Below are 25343 nucleotides of genomic sequence, written 5' to 3' on the forward strand. Positions count from 1 at the left end.
CGGCAGTCAGCGTCCTTCGACGCCGGTGGTCAGGCGCCGGCACCCTCCTGCTTCACGCCGGCGACCGCGGTCGGGTCGTCGATCCGGTACTTGCGGGCCGCCTCGGCGGCGACCTCCGGCTTGACGTCGCCGCGCTTGGCCAGGATCTCCAGCGTGGCCACCACGATCGACTCGGCGTCCACGTGGAAGTGCCGCCGGGCCGCGGCCCGGGTGTCGGCCAGACCCCAGCCGTCGGTCCCGAGCGAGGTGTAGTCGTTCGGCACCCAGCGGGAGATCTGGTCCTGGACCTGGCGCATGAAGTCGCTGACCGCGACCACCGGGCCCTTGGTGTCCTTCAGTTGCTCGGTCACGAACGGCACCTGCTCCGGCTCGTCCGGGTGCAGCAGGTTGTGCTCCTCGGCCGCGATCGCGTCCCGGCGCAGCTCGTTCCACGAGGTCACCGACCAGATGTCGGCGGCCACGGAGTACTCCTCGGCGAGGATCTGCTGGGCCTTGCGGACCCACGGCAGCGCGACCCCGGAGCCGAGCAGCTGCACCCGCGGTACGTCGTCGCCCTCGGCCGTCTCGTACTCGCTGAAGCGGTACATGCCCTTCAGCAGGCCGTCGACGTCGAGGTTCTCCGGCTCGGCCGGCTGCGGGACGGGCTCGTTGTACACGGTCAGGTAGTAGAAGACGTCCTCGCCGTACGGCGCGTCCTGCTCCTGACCGTAGCCGTACATCCGGCGCAGGCCCTCCTTCACGATGTACGCCACCTCGTAGGCGAAGCCCGGGTCGTAGTGCACCGCGGCCGGGTTGCTCGACGCGAGCAGCGGCGAGTGCCCGTCGGCGTGCTGCAGGCCCTCACCGGTCAGTGTCGTCCGGCCGGCGGTGGCGCCGATCAGGAAGCCGCGGCCGAGCTGGTCGCCGAACGCCCAGAGCGAGTCACCGGTCCGCTGGAACCCGAACATCGAGTAGAAGATGTAGAACGGGATCATCGGCTCGCCGTGGGTCGCGTAGGCCGTCCCGGCGGCGATCATCGAGCCCATCGCGCCGGCCTCGCTGATGCCCTCGTGCAGCAGCTGACCCTGCTCGGACTCCTTGTACGACAGCAGCAGGTTGCGGTCGACCGCTTCGTACTGCTGGCCGTGCGGCGAGTAGATCTTCGCCGTCGGGAACATCGAGTCCATGCCGAACGTGCGGTACTCGTCCGGGGCGATCGGGACGATGCGCGGACCGATCTCCGGGTCCTTCATCAGGTCGCGGAACAGCCGGACCAGCGCCATCGTGGTCGCCACCGGCGCGTTGCTGCCCTTGCCGAGCGGCTTGTAGACGTCGTCACCGGGCAGCTTCAGCGAGGTCTTCGGCTTCACCCGGCGCTCCGGCAGCGAACCGCCGAGCTGCTGGCGCCGCTCCATCATGTACTGGTACTCCGGCGAGTCGGTGCCGGGGTGGAAGTACGGCGGGTTGTAGGCGTCCTCGAGGTCCTTGTCCTCGATCGGCAGGTAGAGCCGGTCGCGGAAGGCCTTCAGGTCGTCCGAGGTCAGCTTCTTCATCTGGTGGGTCGCGTTCCGGCCCTCCAGCGCCTCGATCGTCCAGCCCTTGATGGTCTGGGCCAGGATCACCGTCGGCTGGCCGACGTGCTCGGTCGCGCTCTTGAACGCGGCGTACACCTTGCGGTAGTCGTGACCGCCGCGCGGCAGCTTGCGCAGGTCCTCGTCGGACAGGTTGCGGACCATCGCCTGGAGGCGCTGGTCACCGCCGAAGAAGTTGTTCCGGATGTACTCGCCGGTCTCGACCGAGTACGTCTGGAACTGGCCGTCCGGGGTGGTGTTCATCTTGTTCACCAGCACGCCGTCGTGGTCCTGCGCCAGCAGGCTGTCCCACTCCCGGCCCCAGATCACCTTGATCACGTTCCAGCCGGCGCCGCGGAAGTACGCCTCCAGCTCCTGGATCACCTTGCCGTTGCCGCGGACCGGGCCGTCCAGCTGCTGCAGGTTGCAGTTGATCACGAAGGTGAGGTTGTCCAGCTCCTCGCGGGCAGCCAGGCCGATCGCGCCGAGCGACTCCGGCTCGCCCATCTCACCGTCGCCGAGGAACGCCCAGACGTGCTGCTGGCTGGTGTCCTTGATGCCGCGGTGGTGCAGGTACCGGTTGAAGCGGGCCTGGTAGATCGAGTTCAGCGCGGCCAGCCCCATCGAGACGGTCGGGAACTCCCAGAAGTCCGGCATCAGCCGGGGATGCGGGTACGACGAGAGGCCGTTGTGCGGACCGCGGGAGACCTCCTGGCGGAAGCCGTCCAGCTGGTCGGCGGACAGCCGGCCCTCGAGGAAGGCACGCGCGTACATACCGGGGGAGGCATGGCCCTGGATGAAGACCTGGTCACCGCCGCCCGGGTGGTCCTTGCCGCGGAAGAAGTGGTTGAAACCGACCTCGTACAGGCTGGCCGCGGACTGGTAGGTGGCGATGTGGCCGCCGACCTCGAGCCCCTTGCGGTTGGCCTTGCTGACCATCACCGCGGCGTTCCACCGGATGAAGGCGCGGATCCGCCGCTCGATGTGCTCGTCGCCGGGGAACCACGGCTCGCGCTCGGGCGGGATCGAGTTGATGTAGTCGGTGCTCCGCAGCGCGGGCACCCCCACCTGTCGCTCCCGGGCCCGCTCGATCAGCTTGAGCATCAGGTAGCGCGCTCGCGCCTTGCCCCGTTCGTCCAGGACCGCGTCGAGCGACTCGACCCACTCCCGTGTCTCGTCGGGGTCGATGTCGGGGAGCTGGGTGGGCATCCCCTCGGTGATGATGGCTGGTGGTTCGTGTCCGGAAGCCACGGTGTCCTGCCGTTCTCTCTGGTTGCTCTTCACCGCAATCCTGTCACCTGTTCGGAATGCGTTCTACTTCGCCTTCCACAGGGGCCCGAATCCGGTCGCCTGAGCGTGCTCCCACCGGACACGCACCGGACCCGGCACGCGGATACCGGACACGTCACGGAACCCTCGTGCATACTTGCGCGACGCGATAGGCCACGATGGACTATCGCTACTGACGCCTACCCCCGGGCTAGCGGGGACCACGGAGGAGGACACGTGAGCGCGACCGCGGACCACGCGGACGGTAAGGGAGGCAGTGTGCCGAGCGGTGCTCCGGGCGCTGCGACCCGGCTCGGCCTGGAGGCCGGCTGGATCGTGCAGGAGATCGGGTACGACGACGACTGCGACGACGATCTCCGCGACGCGATCCGGGAGGTCACCGGCGAGGAGTTCGTCGACGAGGACACCGACGAGGTCGTGGACGTCGTCCTGCTCTGGTTCCGGGAGGACGACGGCGACCTGGTCGACGCCTTCTTCGACATCCTGACCGACCTGAAGGCCGGCGGCGTGGTGTGGCTGCTGACCCCGAAGGTCGGCCGCGACGGGTACGTCGACGCCAGCGACATCGCCGAGGCCGCGCCGACGGCCGGACTCGCGACGACGAGCAGCCTGACCGTGTCCGAGGACTGGTCGGCCACCAAGCTGGTGGTGCCCAAGTCGGCGGGTGGTCGGCGCTGACCGCCCCGTGATCCCCGCCGTCGGCAGCCGGGCACCGGACTTCACCGCCCGGAACCAGCACGGCGAACCGGTCCGGCCGGCTGACTTCCGCGGCCGCCGGGACGTCGTCCTGGTGTTCTACCCGTACGCCTTCAGCGGGGTCTGCACGAGTGAGCTGACCGCGCTGCGGGACCGGCCCGACCTGCTCGCGGCGGCCGAGTTCCTGGCGATCTCGTGCGACCCGATGTTCACCCTGCGCGCGTACGCCGACGCGCAGAAACTGGAGTTCGGCCTGCTCAGCGACTTCTGGCCGCACGGGGCGATCGCCTCGTCGTACGGCGTGTTCGACGCCGAGCGCGGCTGCGCGCTCCGGGGGACCTTCGTGATCGACCGGGACAGCCTGATCCGGTGGTCGGTCGTGAACCCGGTCCCGGAGGCCCGTGACCCGGACGAGTACGCCGCCGCCCTGGCCGGCCTCGGCCACGATCTCGGGTAGACTGCGCCGGTCGCTGGATCCGGGCGAATAGCTCAGCGGTAGAGCGCTTCCCTTACAAGGAAGATGTCGGGGGTTCGATCCCCTCTTCGCCCACCTTCTCCGCGTCTGTCCGTGGGCCGTGTTGCGGTCGGGTCACAGCCGCGTACCGGAATCTCTTCCCGCTCGTTGTGCTGGGTGCGGGCGGGCGTGGAATTCTTAACCGTCGGCTGCCGGGATCGGACTCCTCCAGGGTGGGTCCCGGCTGGTAGGGTTCACGGCTGTCGGTCGGCACGATGACGCACCGGGAACACCTGGTCACGGCATCGTTCCGGCAGGCGGAAAACGGGGCTTCTGTCGGTGAGAGCGAGACGGGTCTGCCCTGAGCCCGGCTCCGTCCAGTTGGGGAGGCGCGTGTCCGTGGGTCGCCAGCTCGCCGGCGCCACCGTCGTTCCGGTGACGTCCAGGCCCGCTTCCCCGCGTGACGCCGTACCCGCGCTCCCGGACGACGCCGTACCGGCCCTGCCGTGCGACGCCGCATCCGCCTTCCCGCGTGACGCCGTGCCCGGTCTTCCGCCGGTGGTGGCATCGGCGTGGTGAGGAGCAGCGTGGACCGGCCGGCGATCAGCACCGGACCGGCCCTGATGATCCCGGCCGGGTACCCCCGCGACCTGCCGAGCGCGTTGCTGCGGGCCGCCCGCGACTTCGTCGGCGCCGGCGTGGTCGAGATCGGGCCCGACGGCCGCGAGACCAAGCTCGACTTCCCGACCCTGCTCGAGCTGGCCGCCCGGATCCTGGCCGGCCTGCGGGCGAACGGCGTACGCCCGGGAGACCCCGCGGTCGTCCACGTCACCGAGCCGGTCGGGTTCTTCGCCTCGTTCTGGGCCTGCACGCTCGGCGGCATCCGCCCGCTGCTGATGGCGCCGAGCCCCGGCGGCGACCGGACCGAGGAGGGCCGCGAGCGGCTCCGCAAGGTCACCGACCTGCTCGGCTGGACCGTGCTCATCGGCCGCCCGTCCGACCTCCCGAACGACCTCGGCCTGCCGGTCCTCGACCCGGACGCGCTCGCCGGACACGAGCCGGCCGCGGAGTTCCACCGCCCGGCCGCGGACGACGTCGCCGTCCTGATGATGTCGTCGGGGACCAGCACCGGTACGCCGAAGATCGTCCAGCTGACCCACCGCGGCCTGGTCGAGTTCGCCGCCGGTACGCCGGCCATGCTGCCGGTCCGGCCGGGACAGACCACGCTGAACTGGCTGCCGCTGGACCAGAGCGGCGCGTTCCTGCTGTACCACCTGCTGCCCGTGTTCACCGGCTGCACGAACATCCACGTGAACACCCGCTGGGTGCTGGAGAACCCGCTGCGCTGGCTCGACCTGATGGACCAGCACCGGGTCAACCACTCCTGGTCGCCGAACTTCGGCTACCGGCTCGCCACCCAGGCCATCGCGGGCGAGCCGGACCGCCACTGGGACCTGTCCGCTCTGCGCAGCCTGGTCAGCGGTGGCGAGCAGATCACCGTGCCGGTGATGTCGGAGTTCCTCCGGCTGACGAACCGCTTCGGCGTCGTACCCGAGACCTTCGTCGCGGCCTGGGGGATGACCGAGACCGTCACCGGGATCACGTTCGCGCGGCCCGGCCTGACGCCGAACGTGCACCGCGTCCGCATCCCACCGACCGGGACCGTCGAGTGGGTCGACCAACGACCGTCGACCGGCAAGGTCGCGGTCGCGCGCCCGGGCAAGCCGCGGGCCGAGGCGCCCGGCGTGCTCAGCCTGGTGTCCGTCGGCGCGCCGGCGCCGGGGACGACCGTACGGATCGTCGCGCCCAACGGCGCGGTCCTGCCGGAGGGCCGGGTCGGGCAACTGCAGGTCGCGTCCGCCCGGGTGACGCCGGGCTACCTGGGCAACCTCGAGGCCGACCGGGACGCCTTCCCGATCGGCAACTGGCCCGCCCGTAAGTGGCTCGCGACCGGCGACCAGGGCTTCATCACCGGCGGGCAGGTCGTCGTCACCGGCCGGGACAGCGAACGCATCATCATGTCCGGCAACCTGTACTACGCCCACGACATCGAGACCGTCGCCTCGTCGGTCGTCGGCCTGGAGCACGGCCTGATCGCGGCCTGCGGCGTGGCGGACCCCGAGACCGGGACCGACCGACTCGTCGTCTTCTACGCGCTCACGCCCGAGTCGATCCCAGGCACGGACCAGGCGATCCGCAGCCTCATCCAGGGCCGCCTCGGGCTCGCGGCCGAGGTGGTCGGCGTACCGCGGCGCGACTTCCCGACCACCCCCGGCGGCAAGATCCTCCGCCCACTGCTGCGGCAACGCTGGCTCGACGGCACCCTCGAAACCCCGCCCCACCCGTACGTCGAACCCGCCGGCGCCAACGCCCACTCCGGCCCCGCCGGCGAAGGCCCGCACGCCACCACGTCCGACACCCTCGTCACCCTCGACGAGGACCCGGCCGAACGCACCACCGAACTCCCGGTCGTCCGCCTGGCCTGGAAACGAACCCTGCAGAACTCCATCCCCAGCCCACCCGAACGCCCCACCCTGGGCACCCCCGAGCCCGACGAGTCCCCCGGGTCTCCCGAGGCTCCCGAGGCTCCCGAGGCTCCCGAGGCGGAGGACGAGTCCGACGCGTACTTCGACAGCACAGCCTTCACCGGCAAACCCACCGAAGACCCGGACGCCACCACCCAACTCCCAAGAATCAAGCCCCCCAACCACCCCGGCCCCACACCCGAACCCGAGCTGACCCCCGCGACGGCATATCAACCCGCCGACCCGCCCCCCTCCGACCAGCTCGACGCAGCCCCCGAGGCGCACACCGCAGCAGCACCGAACCAAACCAAAGCCGCCGAGCCGGCCCCCGCCGACCAGTTCGACGCAGCCCCGGAGGCGCACACCGCACCAGCGCCGAACCCAACCGGAACCGCCGACCCGCGCACGGCAGAAGCAGCGCCGAAGCCAGCTGAAGCCGCCGAGCCACGCACGACAGAAGCAGCGCCCGAGCCAACCGATTCAGGCGAAGCCCCCGAGCCTCCCACGCAAACTGCTGACGCGCCGATCCACGCAGACGACTCGCCTTCCGAGACGACGCACGAAACTGTCGCAGCAACCGAGCCCGAGGCCACCGAGCACACGGACGACGCGGCGCCCGAGCAGACTGCCGCCGAGCCGACGGAGAGCGCGGCCGCCGCCACCGAGTCCACGGACGACGCGGCGCCCGAGCCGACTGCTGCCGAGCCGACGGAGAGCGCGGCCGCCGCCACCGAGCTCGACGCCACCAAGTCCACGGACGACGCGGCGCCCGAGCCCACTGCTGCCGAGCCGACGGAGAGCGCGACCGCCGCCACCGAGCCGGACGCCGCGGCGGGCGTCCCCTCCGCGCCTGAGATCGACGCTCAGTCTGCCGCGGCTGTAGACGCCCAGCCCGCCGAGGCAGGAGCCGGCGCGGAGGCGGCTGGCCCGGCGGTTAGCGCTGAAGGTGCCGGCGCGGATCCGGGGACCAGCGCGCAGGTGGCTGCCACGGAGACGGCGAGCGCGGATCCGGAGACCAGCGCGCAGGTGGCTGGCACGGCGACGGCCAGCGCAGTGGCGGCTGGTCCGGAGGTGGCTGGCGCGCAGGAGGCTGGTCCGGATGCGGCGGCTGACGCAGGGGCGGCTAGCGCAGAGGTGGCCGCCGCCGAGCCAGAGGCCGGCGCCGGGGCGGCTAGCCCGTCGGCAGGCCGGGAGGATGCTGGCGCGGAGACGGCTGGCCCGGAGCCGGAGACCAGCGCGGTGGTGGCTGGCCCGGAGACGGCAAGCGTGGCCGGTCCGGAGGCGGCGGCTGACGCAGGGACGGCTGGCACGGAGTCGGAGACCAGCGCGGTGGCTGGCACGAGGACGGCTAGTGCAGGGGCGGCTGGTGCGGAGGTGGCTGGCACGGAGACGGCTGGTCCGGATGCGGCCGCTGACGCAGCGGCGGCTAGCGCAGAGGTTGCCACCGCGGAGCCAGAGGCCGGCGCTGGCGCGGCTGGACCGGAGGCCGGCGGGGAGGATGCTGGCGCGGAGGCGGCTGGTCGGGAGGCGGCGGCTGACGCGGGGGCGGCTAGCGCAGAGGTGGTCGGTCCGGAGCCGGGGGCCGGTGCTGGCGCGGCTGGCATGGCGGCGGCTGGCGCGGACGTGGAAGGTGCGGCGGAGCTGCAGTCGGCTGAGTCCGAGGTCAGCGCTGAGGCTCAAACCACTGCTGGGCAGGTGAGAGAGCCTGTCGCGAAGGCTGCTCAGGCGAGCCGGCGTGAGGGTGATGGTGGCGCCGAGGCGGCGGGCGTGCCCGCGTCTGAGCATGCGGAGGACGGTGGCGCTGCTGGGGGTCTGAGCGGTGAGGTTGTCGAGGCTGGTGCGGCGGACGCGGTCGCGCGTGCTGGTCAAGTGGACGAGTCTCGTTTGCCCGACTCTGCCGAGTCCGACGGTGGCGTTGAGGCTGCACACGCCGGTGAGCAGGTGGCTGCGGCGGACGCGGGCGCGCGGGCTGGAGAGGTGGACGAGTCTCGTTTGCCGGAGTCCGCCGAGTCCGACGGTGACGTTGAGGCTGCACCCGCTGGTGAGCAGGTGGCTGCGGCGGACGGTGCGGAACCGGAGGAAGACGGAGCCGCCGGGGAGGGTGCAGCCACGGCTGGCGAGGTGGATGGTGCGGGGGGTGCGCCGGCTGGTGGGAGTGGATCCGCTGACGGCGGCGGGATTGCCGCCGAGGACGCGGAGGCTGGGGCTGTCGGCGCGATTGGGGTTGCTGCCGAGGAGGTGAGCGGTGCGGCTGCTGAGGGTGTGACCCGTGCCGCTGCCGAGGGTGTGAGGGGTGAGGTCGTCGAAGCTGCTGCGGCGGCTGGTGCGGCGGCTGCCGTCGAGGGGGACGAGTCTCAGGCGCCGGACTCCGCCGAGCCCGAAGCTGACTTTGGCGAGCCCGAGGCTGGCTCTGGGGTGGACGGCTCCGAGGGTGGTGGGCGTCGCGAGGATGTTGGTGGTGACGCCGAGGTCGTGGGCGAGGAGAACGCCGCGTGGCGGGCGGGTGGTGGGCAGGCTGTTGTTGAGGGTGTGGGGTCTGAGGTCGGTCCGGAGGTTGACGAAGCGCCCGCGGTGAGTGCGGCGCAGACGGAGAAGGGTCCGGGTCGAGCTGGGGTTGTCGAGCCGGTGGCTGTGGTGGGGGTGGCTGGGCGGTTCCCTGGGGCTGAGACGTTGGAGCAGTTCTGGGACAACCTGGTGGGTGGGGTGGAGAGCATCCGCCGGTTCACGCCCGATGAAGTGAGTCAGGCGGGTGGGCGGCCGGACGACGAGCTCGTGGCGGTGAGTGGCGCGCTCGAGCATGTGGAGTCGTTCGACGCGCGGTTCTTCGGGCTCGGGGACCGCGAGGCCGAGCTGATGGATCCGGCGCAGCGGTTGTTCCTCGAGGTTTGCTACCAGGCACTCGAGCACGGCGGGTACGCCGGCACGACCGCCCGCGTCGGCGTCTTCGCCGGCTCCGGCATGAACCTGTACACGCAGCACAACCAGCCCCGCGACTCCCTCGCCACCCGGGTCGCGTACCGGCTCGGCCTGACCGGCCCGGCGATCGGCGTACAGTCCGCGTGGTCGTCGTCGCTGGTCGCCGTACATCTGGCCTGTCAGGCGCTCAGGTCCGGTGACGCGGACCTCGCGCTCGCCGGCGCCGCCGCCGTACAGGTGCCGCAGGCAACGGGTTACCACCCGTCGCCGGAGTCGATCCTGTCGCCGTCCGGTCAGGTACGGGCGTTCGACGCCGAGGCCGACGGGACGGTCGGCGGCAACGGCGTCGCCGCCGTACTGCTCAAGCGGCTCGACCAGGCGGTGGCCGACGGCGACACCGTGTACGCCGTCATCCGCGGCACCGCGGTCAGCAACGAGGACGCGCCCGCGGGCAACCAGGTCGAGCTGATCGAGCGGGCGCTCGAGCGTGCCGGGTTCGCGGCCGACTCGCTCAGCTACATCGAGGCGAACGCGATCGGCAGCGCGACCGCCGACGCGGCCGAGGTGAAGTCGCTAACCACCGCGCTGCGCCGGCACACGGACAAGGTCGGCTTCTGCACGATCGGCTCGGTGAAGCCGAACATCGGCCATCTCGACAGCGCCGCCGGGATGGCCGGCCTGATCAAGACGATCCTGATGCTGCAGCACCGGACGCTTGTCCCGACGATCAACTACTCCGCGCCGAACCTTGAGCTCGCGCTCGACGACAGCCCGTTCGTGATCGGCACCGAGGTCCGCGACTGGACGGCGGACGGTACGACGTTGCGCGCCGGCGTCAGCGCACTCGATGCCGGCGGCACCAACGCGCACGTGATCCTGGAAGAGGCGCCGCGCCAGATCCGCCGTGGCGACGACGGTCCGGTGGTGCTGCCGCTGTCCGCACCCGACCTGGACGCACTGGCCGACCTGGTCGAGCTCTACCGCACCGACCTCGGCCATGGCACCGGTCACCGCCTCATCGACCTCGCTGGTACGGCGGCACTCGGCCGACCGGCGTACCGCCACCGCATCGCCGTCACCGGGTCGTCAGAGGCCGAGCTGGTCGATGCACTCGCTTCAGCCCAGGCAGCTGAGGTGCCACGCGGCGGGCCGGGCCCACTGGGCTATGCGTTCACCGGACAAGGTGCTGCCCGTCGTGGGATGGCTGCGGGGCTGGCTGCTCGTTTCCCCGTGTTCCGCTCGGTGCTGGACGAGTGCGACCGGGTGTACGCCGAGGAGACCGGTGGCAGCCTGCTGGAGCTGTTGCTGACCCCGGCTGGTTCGTCCGAGGGCGTGTGGCCGACCGAGACCGCGCAGCCCGCGCTGTTCGCGTTCGAGTTGGCGTTGGCGCGGTTGTGGCAGTCGTTCGGCGTACAGCCCGCGTTGGTGGTCGGCCACAGCGTCGGTGAGTACGCCGCCTTGTGCGTGGCCGGTGCGTTGTCGCTCGCGGACGGCGTACGGCTGACGGCCAAGCGGGGCGAGCTCATGCAGCGGGGCACGGTCCCCGGCGCGATGGTCGCCGTACGCGCGGATGCCGACCGGGTGCGTGAGCTGGCGCAGACGCCAGGCGTGGAGATTGCCGCGGGCAACGGTCCGCAGTCGTTCGTGCTGACCGGGTCCGAGGTGATCGTCGGGCAGTTGGCCGCGCAGCTGGACCGGTTGGAGGTCGCCTGGCAGCGGCTGGACGTGGACCGGGCGTTCCACAGCTCGCTGGTGGATCCGATCCTTGCGGACTTCGCGGCGATCGTTCACGAGATCACGCTGACGCCCTTGCGGACGCCGATGGTGTCGAGCTGGTCCGGTGAGCTGCTCGAGTCAGGGACGGTGCTGGACGCCGACTACCTGGTCGGGCAGTTGCGGCAGCCGGTGCTGTTCGGGGACGCGGTCGAGGCGGTGACCGCCGCCGGGTGCCGGCGGTTCCTGGAGCTCGGGCCGGACGCCGTACTGAGCCCCGCGGGTCGCCGGATCGCGCCGAACAGCACCTGGATCCCGGCGCAGCGGCTCGGGCAGGACCCGGTGCTCGCGACGATGAACGGGCTGGCCGAGCTGTACGAGCAGGGGACCGAGATCGCCTGGTCGAAGGTGTACGCCGACGGCGGGCGCGTACCGCTGCCGACGTACCCGTTCCGGCGGGTGCATCACCCGATCGACCCGTCCGCCGCGGGAGTCGTCCGAGGTGATGAGGACGCGCGGGCGCGCGGGCAGGTGAACGCGTTCGAGCGGGCTGCCCGGGCGCAGGCGGCGGCGTTCGAGCCGGTGAGTGGGACCGGGCCCGCGGTGAAGCGGATCCCGCTGGATCCGCCGACCGAGCCGGAGACGGCCGAGGTTGTCGAGGACAACGAGGCGGGGGAGCGGTCGCCGTTCGCGCTGCCGGCGGAGACGCATGCGGTGGACGCGGACTACCTCGCGCAGGCCGGGTCGTTGCCGGGCGACGAGGTGTCGGCCGAGCGGTACCGCGAGTCGCTGGATGCGGTGCTGGATCTGACGTGCGAGACGTTGGCGCTCGATCCGTACGATCTGACGGTCGATCACACGTTTGCGGAGCTCGGGGCGAAGGCCGAGTCGATGGGGCCGGTGGTCGAGCAGATCAACTCGCGGTTTGCGGTGGAGCTGACTGCGGAGGACTTGTTCACCGCCTACACGACGCCGCACAAGCTGGCGACCGCGGTGGCGGTGCAGACGGTGTCAGAGGATGTTGCTGAGGGCGACCAGGCTGACGAGGAAGTTGCCGACAGCACTGAGTCTATGTCCACGGCTGCTGTAGTTGAGGATGCCGCGGTTGCCGACGAGGTCTCGGCTGCGGACGTCGCCGAGCAGGCTGCTCCGGCCGACGTCGCCGAAGCCCGGGAAGCTGCCGCGGACGCTGCCGAACGTGTGCCGGCGGACAGTTCTGGGGATGCTGCCGAGACGCTTCAGGCGGACGGTGCTGAGGAGGCTGCCGAGGCTGATCCGGCGATTGGCGGTGCTCGGGACTCTGCCGGGGGGCAGGATCCGCGGGCTGCGTTGGCGGTGCTGGGGTCGGGGTTGGCTGAGCTTGCGGCGAAGGTCGACGAGGCGGCCGCGGCGACGAGTGAGGCTGAGCTGCCGGGGTCCGGGATGGCCGCACTCATGTCCCAGCAACTCCGGGTCGCCGGTCAACTGGTGGACGGCGTCACCAAGCTCATGCGCGAACAACTCGCCCTCCTAGAACCCACCACCCCGGCCGAACCTGTGGATCAGGTGCCGCCTGGTGGTCGGGCTGATGCACAGGCGTCCGTGGGTACGCCGTCAGCCGAGCAGGCTCCCGCCCGGGACGGGGATCGTGTCGACGTGGAGGCGCGCGCGGCGGGGGCTGTGGATCGTGCCGACGTGGACGCCGCCGCGGTGGGAGTTGCGGAAGGTGCTGAGCCTCAGGAAGGTGCGGCTTGGTCGGACGGCGCGCAGGGCAGCTCCGGTTCGGGTGAGGACGTGGCTGCGGTGCACGCGTCTGTGGAGGCGGAGGGCGCGGCCGGGCTGGACGGAGCGCACGGCGGGGAGCAGGGCAGCTCCGGTTCGGGTTTGGGCGTCGCTGCGGTGGGTGCGGACGACGTTGAGGCTCGGCGGCGGGGGTTTGTTTTCTGGCAGGGGGTTTTGGCGGGGAGTGAGCCTTTGGTGTTGGTGGGGGATCGGGCGGGGGGTGAGGTGCGGGTCGGGTCGGTGAAGGAGGAGCTGGACGCCGAGCTGGGGGACGCGGTGTTCGCGTTCAGCCGGGAGCTCAAGGTGGGGCCGTTGATGGTGATGCTCGCCGCGGTCGGCACCGTGCTCGGGCGGTTCGCGGCGCAGGACGACGTGACCATCGGGACCGCGCTGATGCGGCCGAAGGGCGACACCTCGACGACGGCTCAGCGAGCCCTGCCGATCCGGATCGACCTGTCCGGCGAGCCTGACCTCGGTGAGCTTGCGCACCGGGTGCGCGACGTGACGGCCGGCGCGTTCGATCACGCCGACACCGATCCCGCCGTATTCGAGCGCGACCCGCTCTTCCAGGTGCTCGTGGAGTTCGAGGACGGCGACGCGGATCTGCCGAAGCACCTTGACCTGCGGCTGCGGCTGACGCATCACGGCGCCGGCATCACGTGTACGGCGGACTATCGCGCCGACCTGTTCGAGCAGAGCACCATCGACCGCCTGCTCGCCTATCTCGAGGCAGTACTGCGCCGCGCGACCAACCAACCGCGCCTGCGCCTCCCCGACCTCATGCTGCCGATCGAGGCGGACGTCGAGAAGCTGCGCGAGCTGGAGGGTGACGTCGACCCTGCCGGTCTGATCGGCCGGGTACGGCGGGACGCGGTCGTGGCCGGTGAGCTCAGCGGACTGCACACCCTGTTCGAGCAGCAGGTCGCACGGACCCCGGACGCGACCACCCTCATCCAAGGCGAGCGCGAGCTGACGTACGCCGAGCTGGACCGCCGGTCCAACGCGGTCGCCTGGCAACTGGTCGACCTCGGCGTGAAGCCCGGGCAGCTCGTCGCCGTACGCGTTGCCCGCGGCACCGAACTCGTGGTCGCGGTGCTCGCGGTGCTGAAGTCCGGCGCGGCGTACCTCCCGCTCGACCCCGGCGTCCCCGAGTCGCGCTGGGCGTTCATGGTCCAGGACGCGTCCGCGGTCGCGCTGGTCGGCGACGACGCGGCGTTGGCCGATCGCCTTGGGCTGCGACTCGTGCCGGTCGCCGCGGTGGACGGCGACCCGCGGTCGCAGCAGGGGCCGCCGGTCCGGTCGGCCGCCGATGATGTTGCCTACTGCATCTACACCTCAGGCTCCACCGGCAACCCGAAGGGTGTCCTGGTCCCGCACCGTGGGCCGGTGAACCTGGTCCGGCACTACCTGCGCACCCGGCGCTCGCTGCGGACGCTGCAATGGACGTCGTTCGGCTTCGACGTCCATGTGCAGGAGATGTTCACCGCGCTCGCGTCCGGTGCGCCGCTGGTGCTGATCGGCGAGGACGACCGGTACGACCCGGACGCGGTGGTCGCGGCGCTGCGGGACCACCGGGTCGAGCGGCTGTTCATGGCCTTCAGCCCGTTGACCGCGCTGCTGGCGACGATGCGCCGGCTGCCGGAGCTGCCCGCGTTGCGGGAGATCGTCGCCGGCGGCGAGGCGATGGTGCTGACCCACAAGGTCCGCGACTTCCTCGAGGCGCACCCGGACTGCCGGCTGTTCAACGAGTACGGGCCGGCCGAGGCGTCGATCGTGACCACGATCCACGAGGTCGACCCGGCCGAGGAGAGGCCGTCGATCGGGCGGCCGGTCGACGGCGTCGTCGTACGGCTGCTGGACGAGGCGCTCCGGCCGGTGCCGGTCGGCGCGGTCGGGGAGATCCACCTCGGCGGCGCGGCCGTTGCCCAGGGCTACATCGGGCGGCCGGAGGAGACCGAGCGGGCGTTCGTGGCGGACCCGGGTCACCCGGGCGGCCGGCTGTACCGCAGCCGTGACCTCGGGCGCTGGCGGGTGGACGGGACGCTGGAGTACCTCGGGCGTGCGGACGACCAGGTGAAGATCCGCGGGCACCGGGTCGAGCCGGGGGAGACCGAGCACGTGCTGGCGGATCAGCCCGGCGTGATCGACGCGGTGGTGGTCGCGTGCCAGGACCCGGGTGGTGACACCTGCCTGCTCGGGTACGTCGTCCTGGAGGACAGCGATCCCGCGGTGCTGGCCCGGTTGATGCTCGACCTGGGCAAGGAGCTGCCGATCTACCTGGTGCCGGCCGACCTGATCCCGATCGAGGAGCTCCCGCTCGACGACAACGGCCGCCTGGACCGCACCCGTCTCCCCGAACCCGAGTGGCTCAGGCCCTGAGTTCGATGGTTCTGCACCGGGGGCGGGGGTTGTGTCGGCGACCGCCCTCCCGCAGTCCCCGGCCCACCGTCCACGGTGCAGAACCCGCGTCGATCCTCATCCCTCCCGAGGATCGATCGCACTCCCGGCTACCTCGGCACGTGCCGGCCGGCCACGGAACAGCGATGAGGCGCTGATCAGGCAGACGAGCAGGGAGTAGATCGCGAACGCGGGCCCGGCCGTCGCTTCGACGGCAGCCGGCCCTGTCCCGTTGCCACCGGAGACGGACCCCAGCGCGACGACGGCGGTGACCACGACCAGCGCGATCAACGGCCCGACCCAGCCGAGCACGCCCATCCGGAGCGCGTGCCCGTCGTCGGTCTGCCCACCGGAACCCGAGCCGGAGCCCGGCACTGCGTCCGGGCGGGAACCGTTGCCGGGTCCCGGTGAGCAGGCCGCGGCCGCGCCGGCGACGGTCGCGGCGGTCGCCGAGCCGGCGAGGGCTCGTCCGCGCAGGCAACCGTGCAGGGCGGCGACGCCGCACGCGGCGGCGATGTTCAGCAGCAGGAGGCGGTCGGCGACGTCGACGAGACGTCCCGGGCCGGCCGTGCCGTACACGACGGCGTACAGGTCGACCGGGACGGTGGCCGCGGCGACGCCCAGGACCGTGAGTTGGAAGAGTCGCGGCCGCCGGAGCGACGCCCGCAGCACGTCGGTCCGCGTCCCGGCCACGGCCAGCGCGGTGAAGAAGACGGCGAAGAGCAGGAACACCGCGACGTCCATCTCAACCGATCTCTCTGGTCGAGCGTTGCCGCGGGCAACGCTGGCGGACGGTGCAACCTCACCTGACGGTCCTGCGACGCGATAGCGGCGGAGAGTCCCCTCCCCGCCGCGCTCGCGTTCTGGTCGGTCCGAGCCCCCCTCGACCGGCCGTTCGGTCGGTCCGAGCCCCCCTCGACCGACCTTGGATGACGTGCCCCCACCCCATCCATCCGTTGCATCGGGGACGGCAGGCCGGTCGTTACACAGTTCTGGGCAATTCGGTAAAAACTGCGCAAAGGTGTTCAGGAGTACCTGTTCCGCACGCGACTACTGTGCGTGCGGGCAGGAACGATCACCCGACGGCGGTCCAGGCCTGGTGGGCGGCGCCGAGCAGGCCGGCGTTGTCGAGTTGGGCCGGCTCGACCGTGAGGTCGGTGACGAAGGGGAGTTGGGCCAGGCGCTTCACCCAGGCCTGGACGGGGTCGAACAGCACCGAGCCGGCCTTCGACACGCCGCCGCCGATGACGACCGTGGTGAGGTCGACGGTGACCGCGGTCGCGACGATCCCAGCAGCGAGCGCCTGCGCCCCGTCGTCGAAGGTGGCCAGCGCGAGCTCGTCGCCGGCGGCCGCGTCGGCGGCCAGTACGGCGGCGTCCACGTCCTCACCTGATCGCCAGCCGCGCCGCTGCGCCCGGGCGACCATCCGCGGGCCGCTGGCGTACGCCTCGACGCAGCCGAACGACCCGCACGCGCACGCCTCGCCGTCCAGGTCGACCACCACGTGACCGATGTGCGCCGCGTTCCCCGACTGGCCGATGACCGGCTTGCCGTCGACGACCAGGCCGCCGCCGACGCCGGTCGACACCACGATCCCGAGCAGCGTGTCGGCCGCCCGGCCGGCCCCGGTCCAGAACTCGCCGAGCGCGAAGCAGTGGCCGTCCACTCCCAGCGTCACCGGTACGTCGCCGACGAGCGCCCGTACCCGGTCGACCAGGGGGAAGTTCCGCCAGCCGGGGATGTTCACCGGTGACACCAACCCGTGCTCCTGGTCCAGCGGGCCGGCCGAACCGATCCCGACCGCGAGCGGCGTGGCGTCGCCGCGGACCTGCGAGATGAGCTCGCCCAGCGCGGCGAACACCTGGTCGGCGTCACCGGGCGGAGTGAGGATCCGGTCGCCGGACAGCGTCCGGCCGTCCGCGGACACGAGAGCGGCGGCCATTTTCGTGCCGCCGATGTCGATTCCGAGAACCGTGTCCTGTTCGCTCAGCGCAACGTCACTCATCGTCCCCCCGTCAGTGGCCGGATCAGGTTGGTCGCTGTCAGCAGGGGATCGGAGCCTCCGGACCGGCCGGCCGAGGTCGTCCCGGCCGGCACCTGTCGACGCGCGCGCAGCGGCCGGCGGCGAAGGTCGCCGCCGAACTGCTCGGGCGAGCAGGCGTGCGTCGGCTGTGCGGTCACGGTGTGGACTCCGTCGAGAGCGGTCTGGGGTCGAGAGACAACGTTATCCGTAGTCGGGCCGGACAGCGAGGGGTCAATTTCAGGAATCCGTCCGATACCTGCGGGAGTACGCTCAGAATTCCCACTGCCGACACCTGACAACGATCGCCCTGAGTGGTCCTGGCGACGCGAATCATGAGCTGTCGGTGACGACTCGACTGCGGCTTTCCGGCGGCGGCACGGAGCCGGGTGGCGGCCGGACCCGCGGCGCGAGAGGGTGTGGGGATGAGTGATCACCTGGATCGTGATGCCGCCGGCGCGCTGATCGTCGGCTTCGACGGGACCACCGCCCCGGACGACCTGCGCCGCGCGGTCGCGGCCGGTCTCGGTGCGGTCATCCTGTTCACCCGGAACGTCGCCGACGCCGAACAGGTCGCGGCCCTGACCGCCGCGTTGCGGGCCGAGCGGTCCGACCTGGTGATCGCGATCGATCACGAGGGCGGCGAGTTCAGTCACCTCGCGCCGGCCAACCCGTGGCCGCTGGCGTCACCGCGGATCCTCGGCGACCTCGACGACGTCGAGCTGACCCGCGCGTCCGCCCGGGACGCGGCCGCCACCCTGGCGAGCCTCGGGATCGACCTGATGCTCGCGCCGTCGGTCGACGTGAACAGCAACCCGGCGAACCCGATCATCTCGACCCGTTCGTTCGGCACCACCGCGGACGTCGTCTCACGCCACGGTGTCGCCTTCGTCGAGGGCGTCCACGAGGCCGGGATCGCGGCCTGCCCGAAGCACTTCCCCGGGCACGGCGACGTCAGCGTCGACTCCCACCTCGACCTGCCACGGGTCGACCGCTCGATCGAGGAGGTGGCCGACGTCGAGCTCGCGCCGTTCAAGGCGACGATCGCGGCCGGCGCCGACGTGGTGATGAGCGCCCACGTCGTCTTCTCGGCGTACGACGACCAACCTGCCACCCTCTCGCAGCGCCTGCTGACCGGACTGCTCCGCGAGGAGCTCGGCTTCCAGGGCGTGATCACCACCGACGCGCTCGAGATGCAGGCGATCACCAAGACGCGGTCGATCGAGGACGCCGCGGTCGCCTCGATCCGTGCCGGGGCCGACCTGGCCATGATCGCGATCGGTGCCGCGGACCCGCGGGCGCTGACCGCCCACGTGGTCGAGGCCGTCACCAACGGGACGCTCGACGCCGAGCGGGTCGGCGACGCCGCCGGCCGGGTCCGTGCGCTGGCCGCGAGCCTGCGGCAGCGCACCCGTCAGCCGGGCCTCGACGGAGCCCCGATCCGCGAGGTCGCCACCCGCGTGGTCGCGAGCCAGACGCTCCCGGCCCTCGGCGGTACGCCGTACGTCGTCGACCTCACGCAGGGACTCCACCCGGCCTGGAACCCGTACTTCAGCGGATTGCCAGAGATCTTCAGCCGGATCGCGCCCGGCTCGGACGGGGTGGTCCTGCGCGGCGAGCACCGGATGCTCGACGGCGCCGGCACGCAGTCCGAAGGCGCGATCGCCCGGGCGGCATCGGCAGCCGCCGGTCGTCCGTTGGTGATCGCCGTGCAGGACGCCGTACGCACGCCGTGGATGCGGGAGGCGCTGACGACGCTCCTGCAGGACCGCGGCGAGGACACGGTGGTCCTGTGCACCGGCATCCCCGAGGACCGCGAGCTGGTGCCCGAGGGAGTGGCGGCAGGTACGACGTCCGGCCGCAACCTGATCGTGCTCGAAGCAGTCGCCCGGGCCCTTACCCGGGACGGCAGCTGAGAGTCAGGTCGAGAGCGTTCTGCTCGACGTAGTTGAGGGCGTGCCGGACCGCGCCGACGGACACGATCGCATCGCCGAGAGACGAGACGGCGACGCGTGGAGGCGTACTGGTGAAGCCGGCCAGCTGCTCCTCGATCTCGGGGAGCAGCGACTTGGCCGCCTCGGCGACCGCTCCGCCGAGCACGACCAGCTCGGGGTTGAACAGGATGCCGAGAGTGGCGACCACCCGGGCGGTCCGGCCGGCGACGTGCTGAAGGATGCCTAGGGCAACCTCATCGCCGGCGTCCGCGGCGGTGAACACCAGCTCCGCGGTCACCGGCCGGTCGGCGGACAACGCCCGCAGCGTCGTGTCGACGGCCGGATCGGCGACGGCCGCGGCGCCCTGATCACGGGCGATCCGGGCGATGCCGTGAGTGTCGCCGACCCCTTCGACGAGCTTGAGGTAGACCATCTCGCCGGCGCCGCCGCGACTGCCGTGCAGCAGCCGGCCGGAGTCCATCAGCCCGGAGCCGAACCGCTCGCTGGCCAGGAGTACGGCGAGGTCGTCGACGTTCCGGCCTTCGCCGCGCCAGTGCTCACCGAGGGCGGCGAGGTTCGCGTCGTTCTCCAGCAGGACCGGCCAGCCGTGCAGCTCGGTCAGCCGCCGGGACAGGCCGGCGTCGAACCGCCGCCAGAACTCGTCGTCGACCAGGATGTTGCCGTCCCGGTCGACCGGCGCGGCCACGCCGGCGCCGGCCGCGAGCACCTGGGCGTCCGTCACCTGGGCGGTCTCGAGGGCCTCGACGACGGTCTCGTGGACGATCTCGGTCCGCTCGGCGGCGGTCGGGTCGCCGGACACCGAGCGCACCACCTTGGCGATCGTCTCGCCGCGCAGGTCGGCGACCAGCACGGTGGTCTTGCCGGCGCCGATGTCGATGCCCAGCACGCTGCCGGCGGCGCTGTTGTACTCGAACCGGCGCGACGGCCGGCCGACCGAGGTGTCGTCGCGGCCCGGGTCGTGCTCGACGACCCACCCCATCGAGATCAGGTCGTTGCAGACCGCGTGCACGGTGGCCCGGGTCAGTCCGGTCGCCTCGATCAGGCCGGTTCCGGTCATCACCCCGGTCTTGGCCAGGACGCCGAGTAGCTTGCCCGCGTTGACCCGGCGCAGCATCGGCGGCGTCGCCGTGGGCGGAGTGGCCGCTGGTCTCGCCATGGAAGCCCCTTGACCTGTTGTTGAACGGAAGCGCAGAATACTGCAGAATCTAAATTTAGAGTCTATATAAACAAGCGGGCACCGTCGCCGCAACCGCCTGGAATCCCCTGGACCCGCGCCTTCCGACCCAAGTGAGGCTTTCTTGACCAGCACGCAGCCGACGACAGACCGAGACTGGTGGCGTCAGGCCGTCGTCTACCAGATCTACCCGCGCAGCTTCGCCGACTCCAACGGCGACGGCGTGGGTGACCTGCCGGGCATCATCAGCCGTGTTCCGTACCTCGCGTCCCTAGGTATCGACGCGGTCTGGTTGAGCCCGTTCTACCCCTCCGCCCTGGCCGACGGCGGGTACGACGTCGACGACTACCGCAACGTGGACCCGCGGCTCGGCACCCTGGACGACTTCGACCGGCTGGTGGCCGCGCTGCACGACGCGGGCATCAAGCTGATCGTCGACATCGTCCCGAACCACACCTCCGACCGGCACGAGTGGTTCGTCGAGGCGGTGGACGCCGGGAAGGGCTCGCCGGCCCGGGAGCGGTACGTCTTCCGCGAGGGCCAGGGCGACCAGCCGCCGTCGGACTGGGACTCGGTCTTCGGCGGCTCCGCCTGGGCGCAGGTCGAGGACGGGGAGTGGTACCTGCACATGTTCGCGGCCGAGCAGCCGGACCTGAACTGGGAGCACCCGGAGGTCCGGGCCGACTTCCTGCAGACGCTGAGGTTCTGGTCGGACCGCGGTGTCGACGGTTTCCGCGTCGACGTCGCGCACGCCCTGGTGAAGAACCTGAGCGAGCCGTTCCCGTCGAAGACCACGCTGCCCCGGCAGTCGGAGTCGAACGGCGCACACCCGCTCTGGGACCAGGACGGCGTCCACGAGATCTACCGCGAGTGGCGGCAGGTCCTGAACGAGTACGACCCGCCCCGGTCGGCGGTGGCCGAGGCCTTCGTGCCGGCCGCCCGCCGGGCCCGGTACGCGAGTGCCGACGGTCTCGGGCAGGCGTTCAACTTCGACCTGCTGCAGGCGGACTGGGAGTACGCGAGGTTCCGGCAGGTGATCGAGGACAACCTCGCGCTGGCCGAGCTGAACGGATCGTCCTCGACCTGGGTGTTCTCGAACCACGACGTCGTCCGGCACGCGACCCGGTACGGGTTGCCGAAGGACCCGTCCGGTCTCTGGCAGGACGGCAAGGCCTGGCTGCTGAGCAACGGCACCGAGCCGACGGTCGACGTCGAGCTGGGGCTACGGCGGGCCCGGGCGGCGGTGCTGCTGATGCTGGCGCTGCCGGGATCGGCGTACCTGTACCAGGGTGAGGAGCTCGGGCTGCAGGAGGTCGGTGAGCTGCCGGCGGCGAACCTGCAGGACCCGGCGTACTTCCGGTCGAAGGGTGCGGAGAAGGGCCGGGACGGCTGCCGGGTGCCGATCCCGTGGACGGTCGGCGGCCTGTCGTTCGGCTTCGGCTCGGGCGGTTCGCACCTGGTCCAGCCGAAGTGGTTCGGCGGGTACTCGGTCGAGGCCCAGGAGGGAGATCCGGAGTCGACCCTCAGCCTGTACCGCAAGGCGCTCGCCGTCCGGCGGGGGCTGCAGACCGGCAACTCGCTGACCTGGGTCGAGGGCGGTGACGAGGCCCTGCACTTCGTGCGGCCCGGCGGCTGGCAGTCGATCACCAACTTCGGTGCCGCGCCGATCGAGCTCCCCGAGGCCGCGGTCGTGCTGTCCAGCGGACCGCTCGAGGGCGACAAGCTCCCCGGCGACACCACCGCCTGGCTGATCTGAGCCCACACGCTCCGTGGATCCTGCCTACCCAGGATCCACGGACCCCCGTGCGGCAGGATGGGGCTGTGAATCCGACGGTGGGTGATGTGGTTGCCGTGCTCGACCGGCTGTACGACCCGGCCTGGGCGGAGAGCTGGGACGCGGTCGGGCTGGTGACCGGGGACCCGGAGCAACCGGTCCGGCGGATCCTGTTCGCGGTCGACCCGATGCGGGCGGTCGTGGACGAAGCCGTCGCCGGTGACTTCGACCTCTTGATCACCCACCATCCCCTCCTGCTGCGCGGGGTCAACAGTGTCGCGGCGACGACGCCCAAGGGCCGCGTGATCCACGACCTGATCCGGAGCAACACCGCCCTGCACGTGTGCCACACCAACGCGGACAACGCGAACCCCGGCGTCAGCGACGCGCTCGCGGCGGCGCTCGGGCTGCAGGACACCCGCCCGCTCAAGGCGATGCCCGCGGACCCGATGGACAAGCTCGTGGTCTTCGTCCCGGTCGAGGAGGCGCAGGCGATGCTCGACGCGCTGTCGAAGGCCGGCGCGGGCCGCATCGGCGACTACGAGCGGGCCGCTTGGAGCGGGACCGGCGAAGGAACGTTCCGGCCGCTCGAAGGCGCCAACCCGACGATCGGTCAGGTCGGCGACATCGAGGTGGTCGCCGAGAACCGGCTCGAAATGCTCGTGCCGCGCCGCAACCGCCGGGCCGTCGTCGAGGCGTTGAAGGCGGCCCACTCCTACGAGGAGCCGGCGTACGACGTCTACGAGTTGGCCGCGTTGCCGAGTGAGCGAGGTGGTGGGCGGGTCGGCGTACTCCCCGAGCCGATGCCGTTGGCGGAGTTCGCCCGGCTCGTCGGCGACAACCTGCCGCGGACGGAGCACGGCGTACGGGTGTCGGGGGACCCTGAGCGGACCGTCTCGACGGTCGCTGTGGTCGGGGGAGCGGGTGACTCGGAGTTCGACCGGGTTCGTGCGGCCGGCGTGGACGCGTACGTCACCGCGGACCTGCGGCACCATCCCGCCACCGAGGCCCGCGCGTACGACGACGGGCCCGCGCTCGTGGACGTCGCGCACTGGGCCAGCGAGTGGCCGTGGTTGCGGGACGCGCAGCGGCTCCTGCTCGAGGGGTTGGCAGCCCAAGGCAGTACCGTGGACACTCACATCTCGACGCTCCGCACGGACGCGTGGAACCTGCGGCTCTGAACGCCCGCGGTACGGAAAACTGAACGATCGAAGGAGCCGACCCTGAACGCCGAGCCCGCCGTCCAACGCCGGTTGCTGGACCTGCAGGATCTCGACCTGCAGCTGGATCAGGTCGCCCACAGACGCCGGTCGCTGCCGGAGCACCAGGCGCTGACCGAGCTGACCGCCGAGAAGTCGGTCGTCGACCGCGACCTGGTGACCGCCGACACCGAAGTCAGCGACCTGCAGCGCGAGCAGAAGAAGGCTGACACCGACGTCGAGCAGGTGCGCCAGCGCAAGGCACGCAACCAGCAGCGGCTCGACTCCGGTCAGGTCACCTCGCCGCGCGACCTGGAGAACCTGCAGCACGAGATCGGCTCGCTGGACCGGCGGATCTCCGACCTGGAGGACGCCGAGCTCGAGGTGATGGAGAAGCTGGAGGCGGCCGAGGCGGTGCAGGCCGACCTGCGGACTCGCGCCGAGTCGTTCGCGGGCCGGCAGGCTGAGCTGGAGAGCTCCCGGGACGCCGCGCTCAAGGAGCTCGACGAGCAGCGCGCGCAGGTCGGTGACCAGCGGGCCACGATCGCCGCCGAGCTGCCGGACGACCTGGTCGCGCAGTACGAGAAGCTCCGTGAGCGCAACGGCGGGATCGGCGCCGCGCCGCTGGTCGGCAAGCGTTGCATGGGTTGCCGGATGGAGCTCACGCCGTCCGACCTCAACCGGATCAAGGCCGCCGCGCCGGACGCCGTACTGCGCTGTGAGGAGTGCGGCCGCATCCTGGTCCGCACTTCGGAGAGCGCCGCATGACCTACGACCACGTGATCGTGGAGGCGGACGGTGGTTCGCGCGGCAATCCCGGACCGGCGGCGTACGGCGCGCTCGTGCGCGACCCGGCGACCGGCGAGGTGATCGCGCAGGCCGGGAAGACGCTCGGGATCGCCACCAACAACGTCGCCGAGTACTCCGGCCTGGTCGCCGGGCTGGAGCTGGCCGCGGAGTACGCGCCGAACGCCTCGATCGAGGTGCGGATGGACTCCAAGCTGGTGATCGAGCAGATGGCCGGCCGGTGGAAGATCAAGCACCCCGACCTGCAGCCGCTCGCGGTCAAGGCACAGGGGCTCGCGCCGTTCGGGACCGAGTGGACGTGGGTGCCGCGCGCGCAGAACGCCGCCGCGGACGCGCTCGCGAACATGGCGCTCGACGGCGTACCGATCCCGCTCACGCCCGAGGCCGTCGCGCCTGGTCCGGCGGTGGCGAAGGAGCCGTCGGACCTGCAGAAGGCCTTGCAGGGCTGGGGACCGCAGGCCGAGCCGCCGACCCAGCTGATCTTCCTGCGGCACGGCGAGACCCCGCACACCGTGGAGAAGCGGTTCTCCGGATCGGGTGGCGACAACCCGGGGCTGAGCGACACCGGCCGCGCGCAGGCGCACGCGGCCGCGGAGTACCTGGCCCGCATCGGCGGTGTGGACGCGCTCGTGGTGTCGCCGATGCGGCGGACCCGGGAGACCGCCGAGATCGTCGGCGCCGGACTCGGGCTGGAACCGATCGTCGACGAGGGCTGGGTCGAGGTCGCGTTCGGCGACTGGGACGGGCACACGTTCGCGGAGGTCCAGCAGAAGTGGCCGGACGCGCTGAACGCGTGGCTCGAGTCGACCGCGGTCGCACCGCCCGGCGGTGAGTCGTTCGACGCGAGCGCCCGGCGGGCCCGGTCGGCGCGGGACAAGCTGCTGGCGAAATATCCGGGGAAGACCGTCGTCGTGGTCACCCACGTGACGCCGATCAAGCTGATGGTCCGGTCGGTGCTGCAGGCCCCGATGGCGTCGCTGTTCCGGATGGAGTTGCGCCCGGCAACCGTGACCGAGATCCACTGGTACGCCGACGGCCTCGCGTCACTCCGCTCGTTCAACGTCCAACCCTCGCTAGGCTGAGGCCCGGACGGACGACCGACCAGGACGGAG

At 71.5% G+C, this 25343-nt stretch carries 13 protein-coding genes and 1 tRNA gene; 10 read left to right on the forward strand and 4 right to left on the reverse strand.

Annotated features, from left to right (window positions below):
• Nucleotides 1-29 precede the first annotated feature (29 nt).
• Nucleotides 30-2759 (reverse strand): pyruvate dehydrogenase (acetyl-transferring), homodimeric type, encoded by a 2730-nt coding sequence (gene aceE, locus ACQPYZ_RS12435; protein ID WP_433169674.1) that lies wholly within the window; start codon nt 2757-2759, stop codon nt 30-32.
• A gap of 297 nt (nt 2760-3056) precedes the next feature.
• On the opposite strand from aceE, the gene ACQPYZ_RS12440 reads away from it, so the two are divergent.
• The 5 genes from ACQPYZ_RS12440 to ACQPYZ_RS12460 all read left to right on the forward strand — a co-directional run bounded on the left by ACQPYZ_RS12440 (nt 3057) and on the right by ACQPYZ_RS12460 (nt 15284).
• Nucleotides 3057-3518, forward strand: a complete 462-nt coding sequence (locus ACQPYZ_RS12440; RefSeq protein WP_433167643.1) for a DUF3052 domain-containing protein — start codon at nt 3057-3059, stop codon at nt 3516-3518.
• A complete protein-coding gene (locus ACQPYZ_RS12445) occupies nt 3505-3993 on the forward strand; it encodes a peroxiredoxin (RefSeq protein WP_433167644.1) in 489 nt (162 codons plus the stop codon). Before ACQPYZ_RS12440 ends, ACQPYZ_RS12445 begins: the two co-directional genes overlap by 14 nt.
• A gap of 21 nt (nt 3994-4014) precedes the next feature.
• A tRNA-Val gene (locus tag ACQPYZ_RS12450) sits at nt 4015-4086 on the forward strand.
• Between the two features lie 303 nt (nt 4087-4389).
• Nucleotides 4390-4569 carry a hypothetical protein gene (locus ACQPYZ_RS12455; RefSeq protein ID WP_433167645.1) on the forward strand — a complete coding sequence of 60 codons (180 nt, stop codon included), beginning with the start codon at nt 4390-4392 and terminating at the stop codon, nt 4567-4569.
• Entirely contained in the window at nt 4566-15284 is a 10719-nt protein-coding gene (locus tag ACQPYZ_RS12460; protein WP_433167646.1) for an amino acid adenylation domain-containing protein, read from the forward strand. The genes ACQPYZ_RS12455 and ACQPYZ_RS12460 overlap by 4 nt, the downstream gene beginning before the upstream one ends.
• A gap of 96 nt (nt 15285-15380) precedes the next feature.
• Here the strand turns inward: ACQPYZ_RS12460 and ACQPYZ_RS12465 are convergent, their stop codons facing one another.
• Together ACQPYZ_RS12465 and ACQPYZ_RS12470 are read right to left on the reverse strand one after the other, a co-directional pair.
• The gene (locus ACQPYZ_RS12465; RefSeq protein WP_433167647.1) at nt 15381-16046 is read right to left on the reverse strand and encodes a hypothetical protein; all 666 of its coding nucleotides are present in this window, start codon (nt 16044-16046) and stop codon (nt 15381-15383) included.
• A 331-nt stretch (nt 16047-16377) separates the two neighbouring features.
• The gene (locus tag ACQPYZ_RS12470; protein WP_433167648.1) at nt 16378-17307 is read right to left on the reverse strand and encodes an ROK family protein; all 930 of its coding nucleotides are present in this window, start codon (nt 17305-17307) and stop codon (nt 16378-16380) included.
• Nucleotides 17308-17747: 440 nt separating this feature from the next.
• Here ACQPYZ_RS12470 and nagZ point away from each other — a divergent pair, with 440 nt between their 5' ends.
• Nucleotides 17748-19238 carry a beta-N-acetylhexosaminidase gene (gene nagZ / locus ACQPYZ_RS12475; RefSeq protein ID WP_433167649.1) on the forward strand — a complete coding sequence of 497 codons (1491 nt, stop codon included), beginning with the start codon at nt 17748-17750 and terminating at the stop codon, nt 19236-19238.
• On the opposite strand, the gene ACQPYZ_RS12480 is transcribed toward nagZ, so the two are convergent.
• Nucleotides 19219-20433: an ROK family protein gene (locus tag ACQPYZ_RS12480; RefSeq protein WP_433167650.1), complete on the reverse strand. Its 1215-nt coding sequence runs from the start codon at nt 20431-20433 to the stop codon at nt 19219-19221. The genes nagZ and ACQPYZ_RS12480 overlap by 20 nt on opposite strands.
• 142 nt (nt 20434-20575) lie before the next feature.
• On the opposite strand from ACQPYZ_RS12480, the gene ACQPYZ_RS12485 reads away from it, so the two are divergent.
• From ACQPYZ_RS12485 to ACQPYZ_RS12500, 4 genes are all read left to right on the forward strand, one after another.
• A complete protein-coding gene (locus ACQPYZ_RS12485) occupies nt 20576-22207 on the forward strand; it encodes a glycoside hydrolase family 13 protein (protein ID WP_433167651.1) in 1632 nt (543 codons plus the stop codon).
• 65 nt (nt 22208-22272) lie between these two features.
• Entirely contained in the window at nt 22273-23406 is a 1134-nt protein-coding gene (locus ACQPYZ_RS12490; protein ID WP_433167652.1) for a Nif3-like dinuclear metal center hexameric protein, read from the forward strand.
• 72 nt (nt 23407-23478) lie between these two features.
• Nucleotides 23479-24192 (forward strand): zinc ribbon domain-containing protein, encoded by a 714-nt coding sequence (locus ACQPYZ_RS12495; protein WP_433167653.1) that lies wholly within the window; start codon nt 23479-23481, stop codon nt 24190-24192.
• On the forward strand, nt 24189-25313 hold the full coding sequence (locus ACQPYZ_RS12500) for a bifunctional RNase H/acid phosphatase (RefSeq protein ID WP_433167654.1): 1125 nt from the start codon (nt 24189-24191) through the stop codon (nt 25311-25313). Before ACQPYZ_RS12495 ends, ACQPYZ_RS12500 begins: the two co-directional genes overlap by 4 nt.
• Nucleotides 25314-25343: the final 30 nt, after the last annotated feature.

The sequence above is a fragment of the Kribbella sp. CA-247076 genome (genome assembly GCF_050942445.1).
Lineage (GTDB): Bacteria > Actinomycetota > Actinomycetes > Propionibacteriales > Kribbellaceae > Kribbella.